The sequence below is a fragment of the Mesorhizobium sp. B2-3-5 genome, assembly GCF_006442395.1.
In the GTDB taxonomy this organism is placed as follows: Bacteria; Pseudomonadota; Alphaproteobacteria; order Rhizobiales; family Rhizobiaceae; genus Mesorhizobium.
The window spans coordinates 83,394-105,486 of sequence record NZ_VFVX01000007.1; the positions used below are offsets into that span (position 1 = coordinate 83,394).

General features: G+C 61.8%; 17 protein-coding genes. 6 read left to right on the top strand and 11 right to left on the bottom strand.

What is annotated here, in order from left to right; translation table 11 throughout:
• Positions 1–3 precede the first annotated feature (3 nt).
• The 7 genes from glgA to FJ958_RS10965 all read right to left on the bottom strand — a co-directional run bounded on the left by glgA (position 4) and on the right by FJ958_RS10965 (position 10,711).
• Entirely contained in the window at positions 4–1,449 is a 1,446-nt protein-coding gene (gene glgA / locus FJ958_RS10935) for a glycogen synthase GlgA (RefSeq protein ID WP_140742378.1), read from the bottom strand.
• Positions 1,450–1,531: 82 nt separating this feature from the next.
• Entirely contained in the window at positions 1,532–2,797 is a 1,266-nt protein-coding gene (gene glgC / locus FJ958_RS10940) for a glucose-1-phosphate adenylyltransferase (RefSeq protein ID WP_140742380.1), read from the bottom strand.
• A gap of 20 nt (positions 2,798–2,817) precedes the next feature.
• A complete protein-coding gene (gene glgB, locus FJ958_RS10945) occupies positions 2,818–5,031 on the bottom strand; it encodes a 1,4-alpha-glucan branching protein GlgB (RefSeq protein ID WP_140742652.1) in 2,214 nt (737 codons plus the stop codon).
• 107 nt (positions 5,032–5,138) lie between these two features.
• Positions 5,139–7,601: a glycogen/starch/alpha-glucan phosphorylase gene (locus FJ958_RS10950; RefSeq protein ID WP_140742382.1), complete on the bottom strand. Its 2,463-nt coding sequence runs from the start codon at positions 7,599–7,601 to the stop codon at positions 5,139–5,141.
• Positions 7,602–7,734: 133 nt separating this feature from the next.
• Positions 7,735–8,541, bottom strand: coding sequence for an ATP-binding cassette domain-containing protein (locus FJ958_RS10955; RefSeq protein ID WP_181176363.1), 807 nt, complete (start codon positions 8,539–8,541; stop codon positions 7,735–7,737).
• Positions 8,517–9,599, bottom strand: coding sequence for an ABC transporter permease (locus FJ958_RS10960; protein WP_140610030.1), 1,083 nt, complete (start codon positions 9,597–9,599; stop codon positions 8,517–8,519). Before FJ958_RS10960 ends, FJ958_RS10955 begins: the two co-directional genes overlap by 25 nt.
• A gap of 95 nt (positions 9,600–9,694) precedes the next feature.
• Positions 9,695–10,711, bottom strand: coding sequence for a sugar ABC transporter substrate-binding protein (locus tag FJ958_RS10965; protein ID WP_140742654.1), 1,017 nt, complete (start codon positions 10,709–10,711; stop codon positions 9,695–9,697).
• 229 nt (positions 10,712–10,940) lie between these two features.
• On the opposite strand from FJ958_RS10965, the gene FJ958_RS10970 reads away from it, so the two are divergent.
• The 4 genes from FJ958_RS10970 to FJ958_RS10985 all read left to right on the top strand — a co-directional run bounded on the left by FJ958_RS10970 (position 10,941) and on the right by FJ958_RS10985 (position 14,905).
• Complete coding sequence (locus FJ958_RS10970) at positions 10,941–12,167, top strand: ROK family transcriptional regulator (RefSeq protein WP_140742386.1); 1,227 nt, start codon at positions 10,941–10,943, stop codon at positions 12,165–12,167.
• Entirely contained in the window at positions 12,168–12,614 is a 447-nt protein-coding gene (locus FJ958_RS10975; protein ID WP_140742388.1) for an RbsD/FucU domain-containing protein, read from the top strand.
• Positions 12,611–13,534, top strand: a complete 924-nt coding sequence (locus FJ958_RS10980; protein WP_140742390.1) for a carbohydrate kinase — start codon at positions 12,611–12,613, stop codon at positions 13,532–13,534. Before FJ958_RS10975 ends, FJ958_RS10980 begins: the two co-directional genes overlap by 4 nt.
• 228 nt (positions 13,535–13,762) lie before the next feature.
• Entirely contained in the window at positions 13,763–14,905 is a 1,143-nt protein-coding gene (locus tag FJ958_RS10985) for a DegT/DnrJ/EryC1/StrS aminotransferase family protein (RefSeq protein WP_140742392.1), read from the top strand.
• A gap of 9 nt (positions 14,906–14,914) precedes the next feature.
• On the opposite strand, the gene cysQ is transcribed toward FJ958_RS10985, so the two are convergent.
• The 3 genes from cysQ to cysD are packed head-to-tail and all read right to left on the bottom strand — an operon-like array spanning position 14,915 to position 18,562.
• The gene (gene cysQ, locus FJ958_RS10990) at positions 14,915–15,706 is read right to left on the bottom strand and encodes a 3'(2'),5'-bisphosphate nucleotidase CysQ (protein ID WP_181176371.1); all 792 of its coding nucleotides are present in this window, start codon (positions 15,704–15,706) and stop codon (positions 14,915–14,917) included.
• Positions 15,707–15,716: 10 nt separating this feature from the next.
• Complete coding sequence (gene cysN, locus FJ958_RS10995; RefSeq protein WP_181176364.1) at positions 15,717–17,654, bottom strand: sulfate adenylyltransferase subunit CysN; 1,938 nt, start codon at positions 17,652–17,654, stop codon at positions 15,717–15,719.
• Positions 17,655–17,656: 2 nt separating this feature from the next.
• A complete protein-coding gene (gene cysD, locus FJ958_RS11000; protein WP_140742396.1) occupies positions 17,657–18,562 on the bottom strand; it encodes a sulfate adenylyltransferase subunit CysD in 906 nt (301 codons plus the stop codon).
• Positions 18,563–19,044: 482 nt separating this feature from the next.
• Between cysD and FJ958_RS11005 the strand changes: the two genes are divergently transcribed.
• Together FJ958_RS11005 and FJ958_RS11010 are read left to right on the top strand one after the other, a co-directional pair.
• Positions 19,045–20,376 (top strand): O-antigen ligase, encoded by a 1,332-nt coding sequence (locus FJ958_RS11005; RefSeq protein ID WP_140742398.1) that lies wholly within the window; start codon positions 19,045–19,047, stop codon positions 20,374–20,376.
• A gap of 17 nt (positions 20,377–20,393) precedes the next feature.
• On the top strand, positions 20,394–21,338 hold the full coding sequence (locus tag FJ958_RS11010) for an NAD-dependent epimerase/dehydratase family protein (RefSeq protein ID WP_140742400.1): 945 nt from the start codon (positions 20,394–20,396) through the stop codon (positions 21,336–21,338).
• 99 nt (positions 21,339–21,437) lie between these two features.
• Here FJ958_RS11010 and FJ958_RS11015 read toward each other — a convergent pair whose 3' ends face one another.
• A complete protein-coding gene (locus FJ958_RS11015) occupies positions 21,438–21,977 on the bottom strand; it encodes a sugar transferase (protein ID WP_140742402.1) in 540 nt (179 codons plus the stop codon).
• Positions 21,978–22,093 lie beyond the last annotated feature (116 nt).

Here is a 22,093-nt window from a genome sequence, read left to right on the forward strand (position 1 = left end):
GCTTCAGGCAACCCTTTTCGAAAGCAACAGGCGATAGAGTTCGACATATTTTTCCGCGCTTCGATCCCACGACACATCGCTCTTCATGCCTTGGCGCTGGATGGTTTCGAAAGCCGCGGGATTGGCGTGGGCGTCCGCCAGGCGGCGGATGGCGTGCAGCATAGCGCCGCCATTGTTGGGAGCAAACTGGAAACCGGTCGCCACGCCGGCCGCCATCGCTGCCTCATTGGCATCGATGATGGTGTCGGCGAGGCCGCCGGTGCGGGCGACCACGGGCACACAGCCATAGCGCAGACCGTAGAGCTGCGTCAGTCCGCAAGGCTCGAAGCGCGATGGAATGATGATGGCATCGCAGCCGCCCTGCATGATATGCGACAGCCCCTCGTCATAGCCGACGACCACGCCGATGCGGCCGCGGTGGCGCGCCGCGGCGGCAAGCAGAGCGCCTTCAAGGCCGGCATCGCCCGAGCCCAGTATGGCCAGCCGCGCGCCGGTCGCGACGATGCCATCGACCACGGTCGCCAATATGTCCATGCCCTTCTGCCAGGTCAGGCGGCTGACGACGCAGACGATCGGGCTGTCGTCGCGATCAAGGCCAAACCGCTCCTCGACGGCGGCTCTGTTGGGCGCGCGCGCCTCGAGCGTTCCAGCCGTATAATCCGATACCAGATGCTTGTCGGTTTCCGGGTTCCAGATCGCGGTGTCGATGCCATTGACGATGCCGTAGAGATCGCTGGAGCGCATGTTGATCAGACCGTCGAGACCCATGCCGAACTCCGGCGAGCGGATCTCCTGCGCATAGGTCGGGCTCACCGTGGTGATCGCCCAGGCAGCCTGCAGGCCGGCCTTGAGGAAGCCGACGCCGCCATAATATTCGACGCCATCAAGCGCCATCGCCGCTGCCGGCAAGCCAAGTTCCCCGAAAATGCCGGCGCCGAACTGCCCCTGGAAGGCGAGATTGTGGACGGTCATCATCGACGGGGTGCCAACCGCCTTGCCGTAGCGCATATAGGCAAGCGTCATCGCCGACTGCCAGTCATGGGCATGGACGATGTCGGGCAGGTAGCCAGAGATGGCGCCCCCGGCGATATCGGCGCCGGCCTGGCTCAGCGCCGCGAAGCGCCGCCAATTGTCCGGCCAGTCCGCACCCGAGGCGTTGCCGTAGGGACCGCCGGGACGGTCGAACAGGTGCGGCGCGTCAAGCACGAAAAGATCGAGCCCTGCGAGTTGGACGGCATGCACCGAAGCCTTGCCGCCCTGCAGCAGTGGATACTGGTAAACGGCCTTACGTTTCTTGAAGGCTTCCATCACCACGGGAAAGCCTGGAATGAGCGTGCGCATGGTCACGCCCTTGGCCGCCAGCGCGATGGGCAGCGCGCCGGTCACGTCGGCAAGCCCGCCGGTCTTGATCAGCGGAAAGATCTCGGGCGTGACCGACAGAACCTGCATGCGTCTTTCCGATCCTGTCCAACTCTTCGTTTCCAAGCAAATTCCGGACGGAAAACCGTTTCACAGTCTTCCCCGAATTTCTCTAGAGCCCCAGTTTGTTGATCATGTCCTGCGTGATCAGGCAGATACCCTTTTCCGAGACGCGGAAGCGCTTGGCGTCGAGCACGGGATCCTCGCCGACCACCAGCCCCTCCGGTATCCTTACACCGTGGTCGATGACGACGCGCTTCAACTTTGCATTCCGGCCGACATGAACGTCGGGCAGCATGACGACCTCTTCCAATGTCGAATAGGAATTGATGCGCGCGCCGGTGAAGATCAGGCTCTTCTTCAGCGTCGCGCCGGAGACGATGCAATCGCCCGAGACCAGCGACGACACGGCCGAACCGCGCCTGCCATCCTCGTCATGGACGAATTTTGCCGGCGGCTTCAACTCGGCATAGGTCCAGATCGGCCAGTCGCGATCGTAGAGGTCGAGTTCCGGCGTCACGTCGGTCAGGTCGATATTGGCTTCCCAATAGGCATCGACCGTTCCCACATCGCGCCAATAGGCTTCGTTTTCGGCGGTCGAACGCACGCAGGACTTGGTGAAGCGGTGCGCGATCGCCTTACCGTGCTCAACGATATAGGGGATGATGTCCTTGCCGAAATCGCGGCTCGAACCCGGCTCGGCGGCGTCGCGGCGCAGCTGTTCCATCAGGAACTTGGTCTTGAACACGTAGATGCCCATGGAGGCCAGCGCATAGTCCGGCTTGTCGGGAATGCCCGGCGGATCGGCCGGCTTCTCGATGAAGGAGATGATCGTGTCCTTGGCATCGACATGCATGACGCCGAAACCGGTCGCTTCCATACGCGGCACTTCGAGGCAGCCGACGGTGACGTCGGCATTGGCGTCGACGTGCTGGCGCAGCATCATCTCATAGTCCATCTTGTAGATGTGGTCGCCGGCGAGAATGACCATGTATTCCGGCCCGTAGGCCTCGATGATGTCGATGTTCTGGTAGACGGCGTCAGCCGTGCCTTCATACCATTGCGTTTCCGACACGCGCTGGCTCGCCGGCAGGATGTCGAAACTCTCGTTTCGTTCGGGCCGCAGGAAGTTCCAGCCCCGCTGCAGGTGGCGGATCAGCGAATGGGCCTTATACTGCGTGGCCACGCCGAGGCGGCGAATGCCGGAGTTGAGCGCATTGGAGAGCGCGAAGTCGATGATGCGCGTCTTGCCGCCGAAATAGACCGCCGGCTTGGCGCGCCGGTCGGTCAGTTCCTTGAGACGGCTGCCGCGCCCGCCGGCCAACACGTAGGCCATCGCATCGCGAGCCAGCGGCTGGGTCCGTTTCGTTTCTGCCATGTTTCACCCTCCCCGTTTATTCAGTCTGGAACATATTCGAGCATGATCGTCGACAGCGGCGGCAAAAGCATCGTTGCCGAGATGCTTTTATCCTCCGCCCTTGCCTCGACCATGCCGCCATTGCCCATGCCGGAGCCGCCATATTCGGAAGCGTCGGTGTTGATGATCTCGCGCCACTTGCCGGCCTTCGGCAGCGGCACGCGATAATTGTCACGCGGCACCGGCGTGAAGTTGGAGATGACAGCCACCGGGTTGCCGTCAGGCGCGTTGCGTGCCCAGGCAAAAACCGAATTCTGGCTGTCGTCGACGATCAGCCAGGAAAAGCCCTCCGGCTCGCAGTCCCGGCCATGCAGCGCCGGGCGCGAACGGTAGAGATAATTGAGATCGCGCACCGTCTGCCAGACGCCGCGATGCGGGCGGAAATCCAGCAGGTTCCAGTCGAGCGCGCGCGCCTCGCTCCATTCGCGGCGCTGCGCGAATTCCTGACCCATGAACAAGAGCTTCTTGCCGGGATAGCCCCACATGAAACCATAGTAGGCGCGCAAGGTCGCGAATTTCTGCCAGTCGTCGCCGGCCATCTTGCTCAAGAGCGTGCCTTTGCCATGCACGACCTCGTCATGCGAGAGCGGCAGCACGAAATTTTCCGAGAAGGCATAGACCAGGCCAAAGGTCAGGTCGTTGTGGTGGTGCTTGCGGAAAATCGGCTCCTTGGAAAAATACTCCAGCGTGTCGTGCATGAAGCCCATATTCCACTTGAAGCCGAAGCCCAGTCCGCCTTCATGGACCGGCGACGAGACCTTCGGCCATGAGGTCGATTCCTCGGCGATGGTCATGACGCCGGGATGGTGGCCGTAGAGCTCCTTGTTCATCTTCTGCAGGAAGCTGACCGCCTCGAGGTTCTCGCGGCCGCCCTTCTCGTTGGGGATCCATTCGCCCTGCTTGCGCGAATAGTCGAGGTAGAGCATCGAGGCGACCGCATCGACGCGCAGACCGTCGACATGGTATTTTTCAGCCCAGAACAGCGCGTTGTTGACAAGGAACGACATCACCTCGCGGCGGCCGAAATTGTAGATCGCGGTGTTCCAGTCGGGATGAAAGCCCTTGCGCGGGTCGGCATGCTCATAGAGCGCGGTGCCGTCGAAATGGACCAGGCCGTGCTCGTCGACAGGAAAATGCGCCGGCACCCAGTCGAGGATCACGCCGACGCCGGCGCGGTGGGCGCCATCGACGAAGCGGGCAAAGCCGTCCGGATCGCCAAAACGCGCCGACGGCGCGTAGAGGCCAGTCGTCTGATAGCCCCAGGAGGGATCATAGGGATGTTCGGAGATCGGCATGAACTCGATATGGGTGAAGCCGGTCTCGACCACATAGGGGATCAGCCGGTCGGCCAATTCATCCCATGACAGGAACGTCCCGTCGTCGCGACGTTGCCAGGAGCCGGCATGGACCTCATAGATCGTGATGGCCTCGCGTCGGGGATCGGCATTGCGCCAGAAGGTGCGATGCGCCTCGTCACCCCATGAATGCGACGGCGGCACCGCGGTCACCGACGCCGTCGCTGGGCGCAGTTCGGACTTGAAGGCAAACGGGTCGGCCTTGAGCGGCAGCCTGATCCCATCGGAGCCGATGATCTCGTATTTGTAGGGTCGGCCGGCGCCGATATCGGGAATGAACACCTCCCAGATGCCGGTGTCGCGACGGTCTCGCATCGAATGCCGGCGGCCGTCCCAGTCGTTGAAATCGCCGACCACCGACACGCGCCGAGCGTTTGGAGCCCAGACGGCGAAGTGCACCCCAGTGGCGCCCTCGTGCTCGATGATATGCGCGCCAAGCTTGTCGAACAGCCTGAGATGCGACCCCTCGGCGATATAATAGTCGTCCATCGGCCCCAGCACCGGGCCGAACGAATAGGGATCGGTCAGCCACCAGTCGCCGCCGGCGTTCCTGGCGTGATAGCGCAGCGGCTGTCGCTTCTTGATCGACAGCTTGCCCTCGAAGAAGCCGGCATCGTCTCGCCTGGACAATTCGCCTGCCTTGATGCCGGTCAGCGTGTAGGCGGTGACGAGTTCTGCATGCGGGACGAAGCAGCGGGCAAACAGGCCCTTGCCGATCTCATGGATACCAAGGACCGCGAACGGATCTCCGTGCGTGCCGGCGACAATCGCCGCAACATCGCTGGCTGGCGCCAGTCCGTCCGGCCCGCTTGTCGCCGCGGTCGCGCTCGGCTTCCTCATCAGGCAGTGTCCCTCCCAGGGCACCATGTTCTTGTTTTCCGGTGACGTGAGTTTGGCACTCAACTCACATCCCGGGACCACATTGTTCGTGGTCTCATGCAATCACATCAGACGGGCACGTTCCAGATTTCTTTCGCGTATTGGCGGATGGTGCGATCGGACGAGAACCAGCCGACGCGCGCGACGTTGCGGATTGCCCGGGCGTTCCAATCGGGGCTGTTGCGCCAGACCGCATCGACATCGCGCTGGCAAGCGGCATAGGCGTCGAAATCCGCCGCGACCATGAACCAGTCTCTCTCGTAGAGACCGTTGATGAGGTCGCGGTAGCGATTGGGATCATCGGGCGAGAAGACCCCCGACGAGACGGCCGCGACCGCCTGCGCCAATTCGGAGGAAGCCTCGATGATGCCGCGCGGGTTGTAGCCATTGTTACGCCGCTCGGCGACCTCTGCCGTGGTGAGGCCGAAGATGAAGATGTTGTCGTCGCCGACGCACTCCTTGATCTCGACATTCGCGCCATCGAGCGTACCGATGGTCAGCGCGCCGTTGAGCGCGAACTTCATGTTGCCAGTGCCCGACGCTTCCATGCCCGCGGTCGAAATCTGCTCGGACAGGTCAGCTGCCGGCATCATGATCTCGGCCAGGCTGACATTGTAGTTCGGCAAGAACACCACCTTCAGCAAACCGCGAACGGCCGGATCGCGATTGATGACCCTGGCGACGTCGTTGGCGAGTTTGATGATCAGCTTGGCGTTGTGGTAGCTGGGCGCGGCCTTGCCGCCGAAGAATTTCACGCGCGGCATCCAGTCGCGCTCGGGATGTGAGCGGATCTGGTCGTAGAGCGCGATCGCCTCGAGGATGTTCAAAAGCTGGCGCTTGTATTCGTGGATGCGCTTGACCTGGATGTCGAACAGTGCCGAGGGATCGACCTTGATGCCGAGCCGATCGGCGACGAGATTGGCCAGCCGCACCTTGTTCTGCCGCTTGACGGCGGCGAATTTGTCACGAAACGCGCTGTCGTTGGCAAAGGCCTCGAGCCCTTTGATGGCGTCTATGTCGTCGAGAAAACGGTCACCGATCGTCTCGCGGGCGAGCGATGTCAGCCCGGGATTGCACTGGATCAACCAGCGCCGTGGCGTGATGCCGTTGGTCTTGTTGTTGATGCGATCAGGATAGAGCCGGTGGAGATCGGCGAAGACCGTTTCCTTCATCAACTCGGTATGCAGCGCCGAGACGCCGTTGATCGAATGCGAGCCGACAAAGGCCAGGTTGCCCATGCGCACGCGGCGGTCGCCATTTTCCTGGATCAGCGAGATGCGGCTGATCTGCTCGCCCGAAAATTGGTTTGTCGCGCGGGCTTCGATCAGCACCTCGGCGTTGATGGCATAGACGATCTGCATATGGCGCGGCAAAAGCCGCTCGAACAGCGGCACCGGCCAGCTCTCCAGCGCCTCCGGCAGCAGCGTATGGTTGGTGTAGCCGAAAGTGCGCTTGGTGATGTCCCAGGCAAGGTCGAAGTCCATGCCGTGGACATCCATCAGGAGCCGCATCAGCTCAGGCACCGCGATCGCCGGGTGGGTGTCGTTGAGGTGGATCGCCGCCTTGTCGGGCAGTGACTTGAGGTCGCCATACTGGCTCAGATGCCGCTGCACGATGTCCTGCAGCGAGGCGGTCGAGAAAAAATACTCCTGCCGCAGCCTGAGCTCCTGACCGGCCATGTGGGAATCGGCGGGATAGAGCACGCGCGACAAAGCGTCGGCCTTGTTGCTTTCGGCAAGCGCGCCGATGTGATCGCCGGCATTGAACTTGTCGAGCAGGATCGGATCGACCGGCATGCCCGACCACAGCCGCAGCGTGTTGACGCGGTTTCCCCGCCAGCCGACCACGGGCGTGTCGTAGGCGACGGCGAGCACGTGCTCGGTCGGCTTCCAGACATGGCGTTCGAGCCGGCCGTCCTTGGTGGTGATGGATTCCACCGAACCGCCGAAGCCGACCTCGAAGGAGCGTTCGCGCCGCTCGAATTCCCAGGGGTTGCCGTGGTCGAGCCAGGTCTCGGGCAGCTCGACCTGCCAGCCATCGTGAATCTCCTGGCGGAACATGCCGTTGGCGTAGCGGATGCCGTAGCCATGCGCGGGAATGTCGACGGTCGCCATGCTTTCCATGAAGCAGGCGGCGAGCCGGCCAAGGCCGCCATTGCCGAGCGCCGCATCCGGCTCCAACGCCGCGATGACGTCGAGGTCGACGCCGAGCGAGGTCAGTGCTTCGCGCATGTTCTCCATCAGGCCGAGATTGGAAAAGGCGTCGCGCATCAGGCGGCCGATGAGGAACTCCAGCGACAGGTAATAGACGCGCTTTTCCCGCTGGTCGTATGCCTCCTTCGTCGCCTGCATCCAGTGGTCGACGATGCGGTCGCGCACGACCTTGATCGAGGCGGTCAGCCAGTCGTACTGGGTCGCGACGGTGGTGTCCTTGCCGACCCTGTATTTGAGGGACATCAAGACTTCTTCGGCGAGCGTTCTGGGATCTGGATTGTCGAGAGCGGGGGCTTCGATCGTCATGGCGGATGTCATATCGCCTCTCGTTCAGTTGGCCTGATCATACCGGCTTTCACAATTTCTCCCAGCCTGTCTTAGTGCATTGCAGCATGCTTTCAATCGATTTAAACTATCGCCGGCTTGGATGCCCCCGCGGCAATTGGCAAGATCAGGCCGCCAGGACCTCCGGTGGCGCCTTGGCCCCGGTCATGAAGGCTACCGCGTCGGACATCGTATATTGTTTCGGGTCGATGACGGCCAGGCGACGGCCCAGCCGATGGATGTGGATACGGTCGGCGACCTCGAAGACATGCGGCATATTGTGTGAAATGAGCACGATCGGAAGGCCGCGTTTCTTGACGTCGAGGATCAATTCGAGCACGCGGCGGCTCTCCTTGACACCGAGCGCCGCGGTCGGCTCGTCCATGATGACCATCTTCGAGCCGAAGGCGGCAGCGCGTGCCACGGCAACGCCCTGACGTTGGCCGCCAGACAGCGTCTCCACCGCCTGGCTGATGTTCTGGATCGTCATCAGACCGAGTTCGGTCAGTTTGTCACGCGCGCGCTTTTCCATCACCGGGCGGTCGAGCATGCGAAGCCATCGACCAAGGAAACCCGGCTTGCGGATTTCGCGACCAAGAAACATGTTGTCGGCGATGGACAGTGCCGGCGACAACGCCAGGTTCTGGTAGACGGTTTCGATACCCGCTTCGCGGGCTTCCATCGGCGACTTGAAGGCAATCGGTTTGCCGTCGAGCCGGATCTCTCCCTCATCCGGCGTCACCGCACCGGAAATGGCCTTGATGAGAGATGACTTGCCGGCGCCGTTGTCGCCGATCACGGCGAGGATTTCTCCGGGGTAGAGATCGAAGTCGGCGCTGTCGAGGGCCGTGACGCGACCGTAACGCTTGACCAGGCCGCGCGCGGTGAGGATGGGTTCCTGAGCCTGGGTCATGCCGAGATCTTCCTGATCCATTGGTCGATGCCGACCGCGACGATGATAAGGGCGCCGACCGACAATTGCGTCCATTGAGGATCCGTTCCCCACAACCGCAATCCCAGTGCGAACACGCCGACGATCAGAGCACCGAAGATGGTGCCGAGGATGGAGCCGCGTCCGCCAAACAGCGAAGTACCGCCGATCACCACGGCCGTGATCGAATTGATGTTCTCGAACTGGCCGGCCTGAGGCGAGACCGAGCCGATGCGCCCGATCAGCGCCCAGCCGGCAATGGCGCAAATGATGCCCGTCAGCGTGTAGACCACGAGCAGCATCCGGTCGACACGGACACCCGACAGTTCGGCTGCCTCCGGATCGTCACCCACCGCATAGACATGGCGGCCCCAGGCAGTCTGGTTGAGCACGTACCATGCGATCGCCGCCATGATCAGCATCAGAAGCACACCATAGGTAAAGACAGCGCCGCCAACCTTGAACGAGTTGCCGAAGAATTGCAGCAATGGCGCCGTTGCCTCGAGGTCCTGGCTGCGGATGGTCTCGTTGCCCGAATAGATGAAGTTGATGGCAGCGTAGATTGACCAGGTGCCGAGCGTCACGATGAAGGGCGGCAGTTTCACCCTGGCAATGAGGACGCCATTGACCAGGCCGCAAAGCGCGCCGACAAGCAGCCCGACCGCGACAGCCACGGGTGCCGGGACACCGTAGTGCATGGCAAACTGGCCCATGACGACGGAACTCAGGACCATGATGGCACCAACGGACAGGTCGATGCCGGCGGTCAGCACCACCAGCGTCTGGGCGATGCCGACCATGCCTGTTATCGCCACCTGCTGCAGGATCAGCGTCAGAGTGAAGGGGGAGAAGAAGCGGCCACCGACGACGACGCCGAACAGGATCACCGAGAGCACGAGGATGATCAGGGGCACCATTGCCGGGCTTTTGTGAAGCCTGTGCTGGATGCTTTCCAGCGGGGTGCGTGAATGTGTGTCGAAGGAAGCGACGCTGCCGTCGCTTGCGGCCAACGCCTTTTCGAACTCCTGCGGTCCGCTGACTTTGGTTGTCTCGATGCTCAACTCGGCCTCCCCGCCTTATGGGTGGAGCGGCCGGAGCCGCCCCACACCATTTTTTCTTGTGGTTTTCTGGAAAATGAGCCGATCAGGAGATCAAATCAACCCCAGCACTTGGCGAGACCTGCCTTGGTGTCGATGGAATCGACGCCGGCAGCGGGCTTGTCAGTGATCAGCGTCACGCCGGTATTGTAGAAGTTCAAGCCGGGCGACGGCTCAGGCTTCTTGCCGGTGTCGGCGAAAGCCTTGATCGCCTCGATGCCAAGCGAGGCCATCAGCAAGGGATATTGCTGAGAGGTGGCGCCGATAATACCTTCCGCCACATTCTTGACGCCCGGGCAGCCGCCGTCGATCGAAACGATCAACACGTCCTTCTCCTTGCCGACCGCCTTCAATGCCTGGTAGGCGCCCGCGGCGGCGGGTTCATTGATGGTATAGACGACGTTGATGTTCGGGTCCTTCTGCAGGCAGTTCTCCATGGCGGTATGGCCGCCATCCTCATTGCCGCTCGATAGATCGTGGCAGACATTGCGCGGATCCTTCTCGTCACCGATCTTCTTGGGATCGTTGACGTCGATACCGAAGCCCTTCATGAAGCCCTGGTCACGCTGCACGTCGACCGATGGCTGGCTGGCAATCAGGTCCATATAGGCAATGTGGGCATCCTTGGCCTTGTCGCCCAAAGTCGCTTTTGCCCATGAGCCGATGAGTTCGCCGGCTTTGAAATTGTCGGTTGCAAACGTCGCATCCGCGGCGTCGGCGGGCTCAAGCTGCGTGTCCAGCGCGATCACGAGAAGTCCGGCGTCCCGCGCCTTCTTCACCGCCGGCACGATAGCGGCGGTGTCGGTGGCGGTGATCAGAATACCCTTGGCGCCATCGGCGATGCATGATTCGATCGCCGCGACCTGGCCTTCATTGTCGCCTTCGGCCTTGCCGGCATAGGCTTTGAGATCGACGCCGATTTCCTTGGCCTTCGCCGTAGCGCCTTCCTTCATCTTGACGAAGAAGGGATTGGTGTCGGTCTTGGTGATCAGGCAAGCGCTGACATTGGCGGCGAAGGCGGCCGGTGCAAACGCCATCGCGCCAAACGCCGCGGCGGCAAAAACTGTGGCTTTCAATACTCTTTTGTCGGTCACGATTGTCCTCCCAGTGGAACCATTTCGGGTGCCGGCCAACCGGCATCCATACAAGCATCCAGACAAACAGCCCAGCGTGGATGCTGGCTTCAGCAGACACCAGACCGCGCTGGCTGTCAATAATTAAATCACTCTTATTTATTATTGACACACTTGCCTCGACCGCTCATTCTGGCCCAAAGCCCCGAGGGGAATTAACGGGAGGATCAGGGTGGAGACCGGCAGTGCGAGGCGCGGTTCGCCCGAGACAGCCGAGAGTCGGCTTCACCGGGGCACCAATCAGAGCGGGATGCGGGACCACAATGAGCGGCTCGTGCTTTCGCTGGTGCGCCAGCATGGCAGCCTCGCCAAATCCGACATCGCCCGTATGACCGGCCTTTCGGCCCAGACCGTTTCAGTCATCATGCGGGAACTTGAAGACGACAATCTTCTCGTGCGTCAGGCGCCGTTGCGCGGCAAGATCGGCCAACCGTCCATTCCGATGGCGCTCAATCCGGAAGGTGCGTATTTCATAGGCCTGAAGATCGGCCGGCGCAGCGCCGAACTCGTGCTGATCGATTTCCTCGGCAATGTCCGTTCGATGTTGCAGCACTCCTACCGCTACCCGGCGCCACGCGAGACAGTGGAATTCGTCACCTCGGGCATGGAAAAGATGCGCGCGGAACTCAGCCCCGCTCAGAACAAGCGCATTGCCGGGCTCGGCATCGCCATGCCGTTCGAATTGTGGAACTGGGCCGATAGGGCCAACGCGCCCCGGGACGTGATGGATGAATGGCGCCACCGCGACATCAGGGCCGAGATCCAGTTGCAGTGCGAATTTCCGGTCTACCTTCAAAACGACGCCACCTCGGCTTGCGGCGCCGAGCTCGTCTTCGGCCAGGCAGGAGCCGCCCGCGACTTCGTCTATTTCTATATCGGCGCCTTTGCCGGCGGCGGTATCGTGTTGAATGGACGCCTCTATGGGGGCCCCACCGGCAATGCCGGCGCGCTGGGCTCCATGCCGGTGCCAGGCCCCGAGGGCAAGCCAACCCAGCTGATCGACATCGCGTCGATCGCCATGCTGGAAAAGGCGCTCAACGCGCGCGGTGTCGAAGCTTCACATCTGTGGACATCTCCGGAAGACTGGGGCGAGATCGGCGTCGAGCTCGACGATTGGATCGCCAGCGCCTCGCGGGCGCTCGCCTACGCCATCGTGGCGGCCTCTTCCGTCATCGATTTCGAGGCGGCGGTGATCGACGGCTGGATGCCGCTCACCGTACGGCGGCGGCTGGTCGATGCCGTCATCGAAGCCGTCGGCACCGTTGACGGCGAAGGATTGAAGCTTCCAGCCGTCCGCGAGGGAACCGTCGGCATCCATGCTCGGGCCCTTGGTGGCGCCAGCCTGCCGCTTTCGGAGCGATTTCTCGTCGGTTCGACCACGATTTCCAGGAGCGCCTGAATGCTGATCGGAATACCGGCGCTACTCGGTCCGGAACTCCTGGCGACCCTGCGTGCCATGGGGCATGGCGACGAGATCGCCCTGGTCGATGGAAACTATCCGGCCGAGGAGCAGGCAAGACGCCTCGTCCGGGCCGACGGTCATCCCCTCATTCCGGTGCTCGACGCGATCCTGAGCATCCTGCCGGTCGACGACGTCGTCCCGGAGGCGTTGTTTCGCGCCTCGGTGAAGGGCGATCCGTCACTCGCCGACCCCGTCCATCATGAGATGGAGGCGATCTGTGCCAAACGCGTGCCGGGCCGCAAGGTGGTTGCGCTGGCCGGCGCCGACTTCTATGCACGGGTCAAATCGGCGCACGCCATCGTCGCGACAAGCGAGCCGCGGCTTTACGCCAACATCATCATCCGCAAGGGCGTGATCTATCCGCCGGAGACCAAGAAGCCATGATCCTCTGCTGCGGCGAAGCCCTGATCGACATGCTGCCGCGCACCACGACGGAAGGGGAGCCGGCCTTTGCTCCCTATGTCGGCGGCGCGGTGTTCAACACGGCGATCGCGCTTGGCCGGCTCGGTGCGCCGGCCGGCTTCTTCTCTGGCCTGTCATCGGATCTTTTCGGCGGCCAATTCCGGGATGCGCTGGGAGCGAGCAAGGTCAGTTCCACCTATGCCCACACGTCGCCGAGGCCGACGACGCTGGCTTTCGTAAAACTGAACAATGGCCAGGCGACCTACACCTTCTATGACGAGAATACCGCCGGGCGCATGCTGACCATCGACGACCTGCCGCAGCTCGGGTCCGAGATCGAGGCGATGCTGTTCGGCGCCATCAGCCTGATCTCGGAGCCCGCGGGATCAGCGTATGAGGAATTCATGAAGCGCGAGCATGGCCATCGCGTCATGATGCTCGACCCCAACATCCGGCCCAACTTCATCCCGGACAAGGCCAAGCACCTCAGACGCATCCGCGCCATGATGGCGATGGCCGACATCCTAAAGCTCTCGGACGAAGACCTCCATTGGTTCGGCGAAGCCGGTTCGCATGAAGACGTCGTGCGCAACTGGCTCGACCGCGGGCCGAAGCTCATCGTCGTCACGCATGGCAGCGAAGGTGCGGTCGGCTACAGTAAGGATCATGCCGTCACGGTAATGCCGGAGAGGGTCACGGTGGTCGATACGGTCGGCGCCGGCGACACATTCAACGCCGGCATCCTTGCCTCCCTGCATGAACAAGGCCTGCTGACGAAGGCGGCCATAGGCGGGCTTACACAAGACGCCATCCGCAAGGCACTGTCGCTCGGCGCCAAGGCGGCGGCGGTGACGGTGTCGCGCGCCGGCGCCAATCCACCCTGGCGGCATGAGATCGACTGATCCGCGCCCCAGCCGATCACTTTATGTTTCGATGGGCTGGAAAAGCGCGACAGAGAAGGTTCCAAATGCGCGCTGAAGGCCGGATTTCCGGCTTTTGGGTACTATGCGCCGGCAAAGGACGGTAACAGACTGCGACACTGGCGCAGTTCGCGCCGCCCTCGGCCGGCTTTTTCAGCCGTGCCAAGTCTGTTACCAGCAGGCCGGTTTACTGGCAGCTTTGAGGCCGACATGCAGTTCATCGATCTTGGCGCGCAGCGCGAACGAATCCGCGACCGGCTGAAAGCCGCGATCGACCATGTCGTCGAGGACGGCCGCTACATTCTCGGCCCCCAGGTCGCGGAGTTCGAGAAGAAGCTCGCCGCCTATGTCGGCACCAAGCATGTCGTGGCGTGCGCCAACGGCACCGACGCACTGCTGCTGCCGCTGTTTGCCGCCGGTATCGGTCCGGGCGATGCCGTGTTCGTGCCGAGCTTCACTTTCGCCGCCACGGCTGAAGTGGTGGCGCTGGCCAAGGCGGAGCCTGTGTTCGTCGACGTCGACGCCAAGACCTACAACATCGACATCGCCAGCCTCGAGGCCGCGATCGCGATGATCAAGAAGGAAGGCCGGCTGAAGCCGAAGGCGATCATCCCGGTCGACCTGTTCGGCCTAGCCGCCGACTACGAAGCCATCATGGCCATCGCCAACCGTGAAGGCTTGATGGTGATCGAGGACGCCGCCCAGTCGATGGGCGGGTCACTTGACGGCAAGATGTGCGGTGCCTTCGGCCATGTCGGCTCGACCAGCTTCTATCCAGCCAAGCCGCTTGGCTGCTATGGCGACGGCGGCGCGATGTTCACCAACGATGACGCACTGGCCGACAAGTTGCGTTCCTTTGCCTTCCACGGCAAGGGCGAGACGCAATATGACAATATCCGTGTCGGCATCAATTCTCGCCTCGACACGCTGCAGGCGGCGATCCTCATCGAGAAGCTCGCCATTCTCGAAGACGAAATGATTGCACGCCAAGTCGTGGCGAATCGCTATGCCGAAGGTCTCGGCGACATCGTCACCGCCGCCCGCAACCTCGACGGCAGCCGCTCGGCGTGGGCGCAGTACGCCATTGAAACCCCGAAGCGCGACGGGCTGAAGGCGCATCTGAGCGAGAAGGGCATTCCCTCGGTCGTCTACTACGTCAAGCCGTTGCACGAGCAGGTCGCCTATCGCGACTATCCGCGCGCGCCGACGGGTCTTGCCGTTTCGGACGGATTGCCGAAGCGTATCCTGTGCCTGCCGATGCACCCCTATTTGAGCGAAGCCGACCAGGACCGAATCATAGAGACGATCCGCAACTATATCGGTTCGAACTCGGCGCAGGCCGCGGCCGAGTAACCGTTAGTCTCAGGCGGGGCTGGTCCCTGCCCTGCCGCTGGCGATGAAATGCGGATTGGCGAAATCCTCATCGTCGACCTGGTCGCGTTTGCCATAGGCCAGAGGCTTGCCGTCCAGCGTGCACGTCGTGCCGCCCGCCGCGCGAAGCACCGCGTCGCCCGCCGCCGTGTCCCATTCCATGGTGCGGCCGAAACGCGGGTAGACATCCGCCTCGGCGCTGGCGAGAAGGCAGAATTTCAAGGAAGAACCGACCGAAACGATCTCGGCGGCACCGAGGTCGCGAATATAGGCTTCGGTTTCCGGCGTGTTGTGGGAGCGGCTGGCCACCACGGCCAGCGGGGCCGCGGCCGTTCTCACCGAAATCGGCCGGCGAGCGACGATCTGGAAGTCGCCATCGATTTCGAGAGCTTCCGCCCTGCCCGGCCGGCCGGAAAAGAAACGGCCGCTGCAGGGGGCGAAGACGACGCCGACTTCCGGCACGCCACGACGGACAAGCGCGATGTTGACGGTGAAGTCGGTGCGGCGGTTGACGAATTCCTTGGTGCCGTCGAGCGGATCGATGAGGAAGAAGGCCTCGCCAAGATCGGCAGGCATGAAGCCGGCGGCCGCTTCCTCTTCAGCCACGCACGGAATGTCGGGGAATGCGGCGCGCAGCCCGGCGAGAATGATCTTCTCGCTTTCGCGATCCGCCTCCGTAACCGGCGAGGAGTCCGATTTCCGGTCCACCGCGCAACCGGCGTGAAACACGCGCATGACCTCGCGTCCAGCCGCCAGCGCCAGATGCTCGAAGATTTCGAGCATCGACCTGTCGTCAGATGCCGCCGCCGTTGTCGTATTGGTCTTCGGCAATGTCACGCTCATTCAGCCAGTGTTCCAGGGCATCTACCATCTCTTCCGCCGATCTGCCGAGCGTCTTCAGATGGATTTCCGGTTTTTCCGGCGCCTCGTATGGGGAATCGACACCGGTGAAATTCTTGATCTCGCCATTCAGCGCGCGGGCGTAGAGGCCCTTTGGATCCCGCCTGGCGCATTCCTCGAAGGGCGTGTCGACAAACACTTCGATGAACTCGCCATCGGCCATCAGCTCGCGCGCCATGCGCCGCTCGGCGCTGAACGGCGAAATGAAGGAGACAATGACGATCAACCCGGCATCAGCCATCAGCCTGGCCACCTCGGCGACCCGGCGGATGTTTTCGACGCGGTCGGCATCGGTGAATCCGAGATCGCGGTTGAGACCGTGACGGACATTGTCGCCATCCAGGATATAGGTGTGCCGGCCGGTGGCGAACAGCTTCTTCTCGAACAGGTTGGCGATGGTCGACTTGCCGGAGCCCGAAAGCCCGGTGAACCAGAACACGGCAGGCCGCTGGTTCTTCATGTCGGCACGCGCGCGCTTGCCGACATCGAGCGATTGCCAGTGGATGTTTTCAGCACGGCGCAGCGAGTGCACGATCATGCCGGCACCGACGGTGGCATTGCTGATGCGATCGATCAGGATGAAGGCGCCGGTGGTGCGGTTCTCGGCAAAAGGATCGAAGGCGATCGGTGCTCGTGTCGAGATGTTGCAGATGCCGACTTCATTCATCTCAAGCGACTTGGCCGCCTCATGGGCGAAGTCGTTGACGTTGATGCGGTATTTCAGGTCGGTGACAGTGGCGCTGGTCTGGTCGGTTTCGGTGCGCAGGATATAGGAGCGGCCCGGCAACAGCGCATGCTCGTCAAACCAGACGATGTTGGCGGCGAACTGATCGGCGACCTGTGGCCGGGCTGCCGGCGAAACCAACATGTTGCCTCTGGAAACCTCGACCTCGTCGTCAAGAACAAGCGTGATGGCCTGACCGGCGACCGCCTGTTTGAGATCGCCGCCATGAGCGACGATGCGCTTGACATGCGAGGACTTGCCGGATTTGGCGACGACGACCTCGTCGCCCTGCGAGACCGAACCTGACGCAATCGTGCCGGCAAAACCGCGGAAGTCGAGATTCGGGCGATTGACGTACTGGACCGGGAAACGGAACGGCAGCTCGACGGTCGCCTCCTCGACCGAGACGGCCTCAAGGTGCTCGATCAGCGTCGGACCGGAATACCATTTCATGTTTTCAGAGCGGTTGCTGACATTGTCCCCGTAACGAGCAGACATCGGGATCGGCACGATGGTCTGGAAGCCGAGATCGCGTGAGAACTGCCGGTAGTCTTCGACGATCCGGTCGAAGACCAACCGGTCGAAATCGACGAGATCGATCTTGTTGACGGCAAGCACGATGTGGCGGATGCCCAGCAAGGAGGCGATGATCGAATGGCGCCTGGTTTGGCGCAACACCCCTTGCCGCGCATCGATCAGCACGATCGCCAGGTCGGCGGTCGAAGCGCCTGTCGCCATGTTGCGTGTATATTGTTCGTGGCCGGGCGTGTCGGCGACGATGAACTTGCGCTTGGGCGTGGCAAAGAAACGATAGGCAACATCGATGGTGATGCCTTGTTCGCGTTCTGCCTCGAGACCATCGACAAGCAGCGCGAAGTCGATGTCGTCGCCGGTGGTGCCATGCTTACGCGAATCGCGCTCGAGCGCGGCGAGCTGGTCCTCGAAAATCTGCTTGGTGTCTGACAAAAGGCGACCGATCAGCGTCGACTTGCCGTCATCGACCGAACCGCAGGTGAGGAAGCGCAGCAGCGACTTCTTTTCTTGCGCCGCCAGATAATCGCGTACGCTGTCGGTGGGGGCGAGGCTCTTGGCCATGATGTGGCGCATGGTCAGAAATACCCCTCGCGCTTCTTCTTTTCCATGGAGCCCGCCTCATCACGGTCGATAAGGCGACCCTGGCGTTCGGAAGTGCGTGCGGTCAGCATCTCACCAACGATGGCTTCGAGCGTGTCGGCATCGGATTCGATGGCGCCGGTCAACGGATAGCAGCCCAAAGTGCGGAAACGCACAAGCCGGTCCTCCACGACCTCGCCGGGGCGCAGTTTCATGCGCTCGTCGTCCTTGAGAATCAGCATGCCGTCACGCTCCACCACCGGCCGCTGCTTGGCAAAATAGAGCGGCACGATCGGGATGTTCTCCTGCAGGATGTACTGCCAGATATCGAGCTCGGTCCAGTTCGACAGCGGAAAGACGCGGATCGATTCACCCGAGGCGATGCGGGTGTTGAATATCTTCCACATTTCGGGCCGCTGGTTTTTCGGATCCCAGACATGCTGGGCATTGCGGAACGAGAAGATGCGCTCCTTGGCGCGCGACTTTTCTTCGTCGCGCCGGGCACCACCAAAGGCGGCATCGAAACCGTATTTGTCGAGCGCCTGGCGCAGCGCCACGGTCTTCATGACATGGGTGTGGGTGTTCGAACCGTGATCGAACGGATTGATATTGTCGCGCACGCCGTCTTCGTTGACATGAACCAGCAGGTCGAAGCCCAGCTTCTGCGCCATCTGATCGCGAAAGGCGGTCATTTCGCGGAATTTCCAGGTGGTGTCGACGTGAAGAAAGGGGAATGGTGGCTTGGCGGGATAAAACGCCTTCATCGCCAGATGCATCAGCACGGATGAATCCTTGCCGACCGAATAGAGCATGACCGGCTTGGCGAAGGCGGCCGCAACCTCGCGGAATATATGGATGGACTCGGCTTCAAGCCGCTGCAGATGCGTAAGCGCTATGGTCATAAACTGTGAGCGTTCTCTCATGCCTTGCGACAGAAGACCTTGCGTCAAACCATCGAGCCTTCTTGCGCCCGGTTCAAGCTTCGCTTCTGAACAAAGTGTTTCGTGCGGGCGTTCTAGCAGATCGGCGCGCGGCAGAACAATGCAAGACGAGCCCGGCAACGGTCGGTTCGAGAATGAATTTTCCATGCTTTCGCCAGAACCCGGAAATTTCCATTCGCAACGGCTCCGGTCGGCAAAATGCGCGAAAAATCTTGCTCGGGAGAACCGGACGTCAGCGCTCTTGGAAGCACTCCCTGCTCTCCCGACCCAGACGTCGATTTCGGTGGCAATCGGCCCAGATGCACTATCGAAAGGTTAGCCCAGCCGCTATACCGAACGAAGGCGGGCAACATGCGTCATAAGGGCAATTCGAGGCGAGCACATCTGCGTTCACTGAAAAGACGTGCCGCACAAAGCTTCTCGAGAATAGCGAGCCCCGCAACTTGAACCGGCTTTTGTCTATAAGGCAGCGACTGACGCCTTCGCGGGTCAATGTCTACTTCTCCATTATCTGCTTCTTTTTTCCGCCAGTTCTGGGATCGGTGGTGAGCTTCGTGTTCAATGGCGGCGGTCTGTGGTCCGTCCTGTTGATCGCCTTGAAGAAGAGACGCTTCAATATCGACCGAGCGATGATGGCGCTGACGATCGCGATCTATGCCTATTGCGCGGCCAATGTCATGGCTTCCATAGTCAACAATACGATCGTCAGGGATGCGCCGCGCCTGATCCCGCTCGTCACCTTCCTGTTCTTCCCCCTCTCCTATTCGACCTGGAGCATCACGCAGAAAACAACGCTTGTCCGTATCATCATGCTGAGCAGCATGGCGGCCTGTTTTGTCGCGCTGCTCCTGGCGATCACCCAGCAATACGGGCTGGGGATCCGGGCGAAGGGCGGGGCGGGAAATGCGATCGTGTTCGCGGAGGTTCTCTGCCTTGCCGTGATGGTGTGCGTGGCCGGCGCCCTGTCTGGGATCGAGAGGCATAGGGTCGCCTTCGTCTGTGCCGCGCTTTGCGGGACGATCGCCATCATTTACTCCGGTACCCGCATTATCTGGCTGGTGCTGCTGATTGCAGGCATAGCCGTACTGCTGATCAACCAGCGGAGGCTGAGAGGGAGGAATGCCGTCAGCCTGCTTTTGCTCCTGTTGGCGATCGGCATCGTCATCACGGCCGTCGGTTTCCAGACGATATGGGGGCGTGTCGAATTTCTGCGCTCCGACTGGGAAGCGCTCGCCATCCATGGCGACTACACGACAGCCTTGGGATTGCGCGTCGCTCTTTGGGACATCGGCCTGAAGGCGTTTCGTGAAATGCCCTTGTTCGGCCATGGAGTGGGTGCCACCCAGCTCTTGATAAAGCAGGGCTTCCAGAATCAATTCGGGATGGATGCGGGCTTCAATCATTTCCACAACGGTTTCCTGACCGCCTTGGTGCAGGCAGGGATCCTGGGCGCCGTGATGTTGGCGGCGATCTTCATCGTTGCGGCCAGGAATGCCGCCCTGGTCCTGCGGAACAGCGCCGATCCGATCGAGCGGTTCGGCGCCACCATGATTGTCATCGTGGTGATCACCTATCTCATCGCCGGGATGACGGGCATCCTGATCGGTCACGACATTCTGGACTCGGTGCTGATGGTCTTCCTGGTGTCGGGAACCTATCTTGCTTCGGGACGTCGTGCCCTGTTGGCAGAAGAGCAGACACGCCCGCCCCTGACTGAAAACCAATTCCCTTCGCCGGTGATGGAAGAGCAGGCGCTTCCATCCGCCACTCAATAACCGTTCCGGGCGAGGCGATGAAAGTCCTGGTTACAGGCGCGACAGGCTTTATCGGCCGCCAGGTGGTCCATCGGCTTCGTGAGGCCGGCGTCGAGCTTCGCCTCGCCTCGCGCCGCCCGGAGGGACTTGACCCAGGGTCCAGCTCAATGCTGATGCCTGGTTTCGATGCGCCGGCCGCGGCCTTCCTGGCGCTGACCCGGGATGTTACGGATGTCGTCCATTGCGCGGGCCTGAACAATGATGAAGGCAACGCCACCGAGGCCGATTTCAAGGCAGCCAATGCGGAACTGAGCGCACGGTTGGCGCATGCCGCCGCCACGCAGGCAAGCGGACGCTTCATCCTTCTCTCTTCGATCCGCGCCGTGATTGGCGCACGTGCCAGCGCAACGATCAACGAGGAGACGATGCCCGACCCGCAATGCGCCTATGGGCGCTCGAAGCGCGAAGCGGAGATCAGGGTACTGGACGCCTATGCCTCGCATGGCCGTTCCGATGCCACCTTGTTGCGGCTGCCTCCGGTCTATGGAGCCGGCATGAAAGGAAATCTGGCGATGCTGATGCGCCTGGCCGATACGGCCCTGCCGCTGCCGACGGGCGCGCTGACCGGGAAACGCTCGCTGCTGTCATCGCTGTCAGCGGCGGGAGCCGTATGGCATCTGCTGAACCGTCCGGCGTCGCTTCGCCCGGTCTACATCGCCAGCGATGTGTCGCCGGTTTCGGTCGCGGCCGTCGTCGGCGCCTTTCGCAGCGGCTTCGGAAGGCCGACGCGCCTGATGGCCGTGCCGGCCGGACCGCTGCGCGCAGCCGCGGTCCTCGCGGGCAAACGCCTGTTCTGGGACAGCATGACGGCGACGCAGATATGCGACCCTTCCCTGCTCGTATCAGAAGGCTGGCTGCCGGAAACCCACACGCTGGAGCGGTTGGCCGCAATAGCGCGGTTGGAAAAATTCCGACGTCTTTAACCCCTGATCCAAACCGGCGTCCACCTTCGGGATCGTGGTTTTTTGTCTGACCACGATCTTTCCAAAAACCGGCGTCCACTTTTTGGGATCGTGGTCTGTTCAACCGCGATAGAGCGTTCCAAGCAGGATTCGCAAATCGAGCCAGAGCGACGCGGTCCTGAGATAGGTAGCGTCGGTTTCGGCCAGGAGCTGCGGGGTGGACATGTCGATGCCCCTAATCTGTGCCAGACCGGTTATGCCCGGAAGCACCGCCAAAACTCCAAGCTGCCTCCGGTACTCGATCAATTCCGTCTGGGTCGGTAGGCAGGGGCGCGGCCCGACCAGGCTCATCTCGCCTTTCAGAACGTTCCAGAACTGCGGCAACTCATCGAGCTTGAACTTCCGAAGGACCTTTCCGACCGATGTCACGGCGCTCACAGGCGCCTCATGTGAAGGCAAGGACAGCGTGCCGAGATACATCGTCCGCAACTTGTGGCAGCGAAAAGGCACGCCGTCGCGGCCTACCCGCGTTTGGGAAAAAATCGCCGGCCCGGGCGACGATGCCCGAACGGCAAGGACGGCAAGCAATAGAACAGGAGATGTGGCCACCAGCAGCAACGCCGCACCGGCAAGATCGAAGATTTTCTTGGCTGTCTTCATGAACGGCAGATCGTGCTCCCTGGCAAAGCTCCGTGCGACAACACCGCGGATGAAGCCTGTCAATCCGGCCGAGGTAGCACGGGCTCGCCTCTCGACCAAGCACGCTGCGGCCGTTG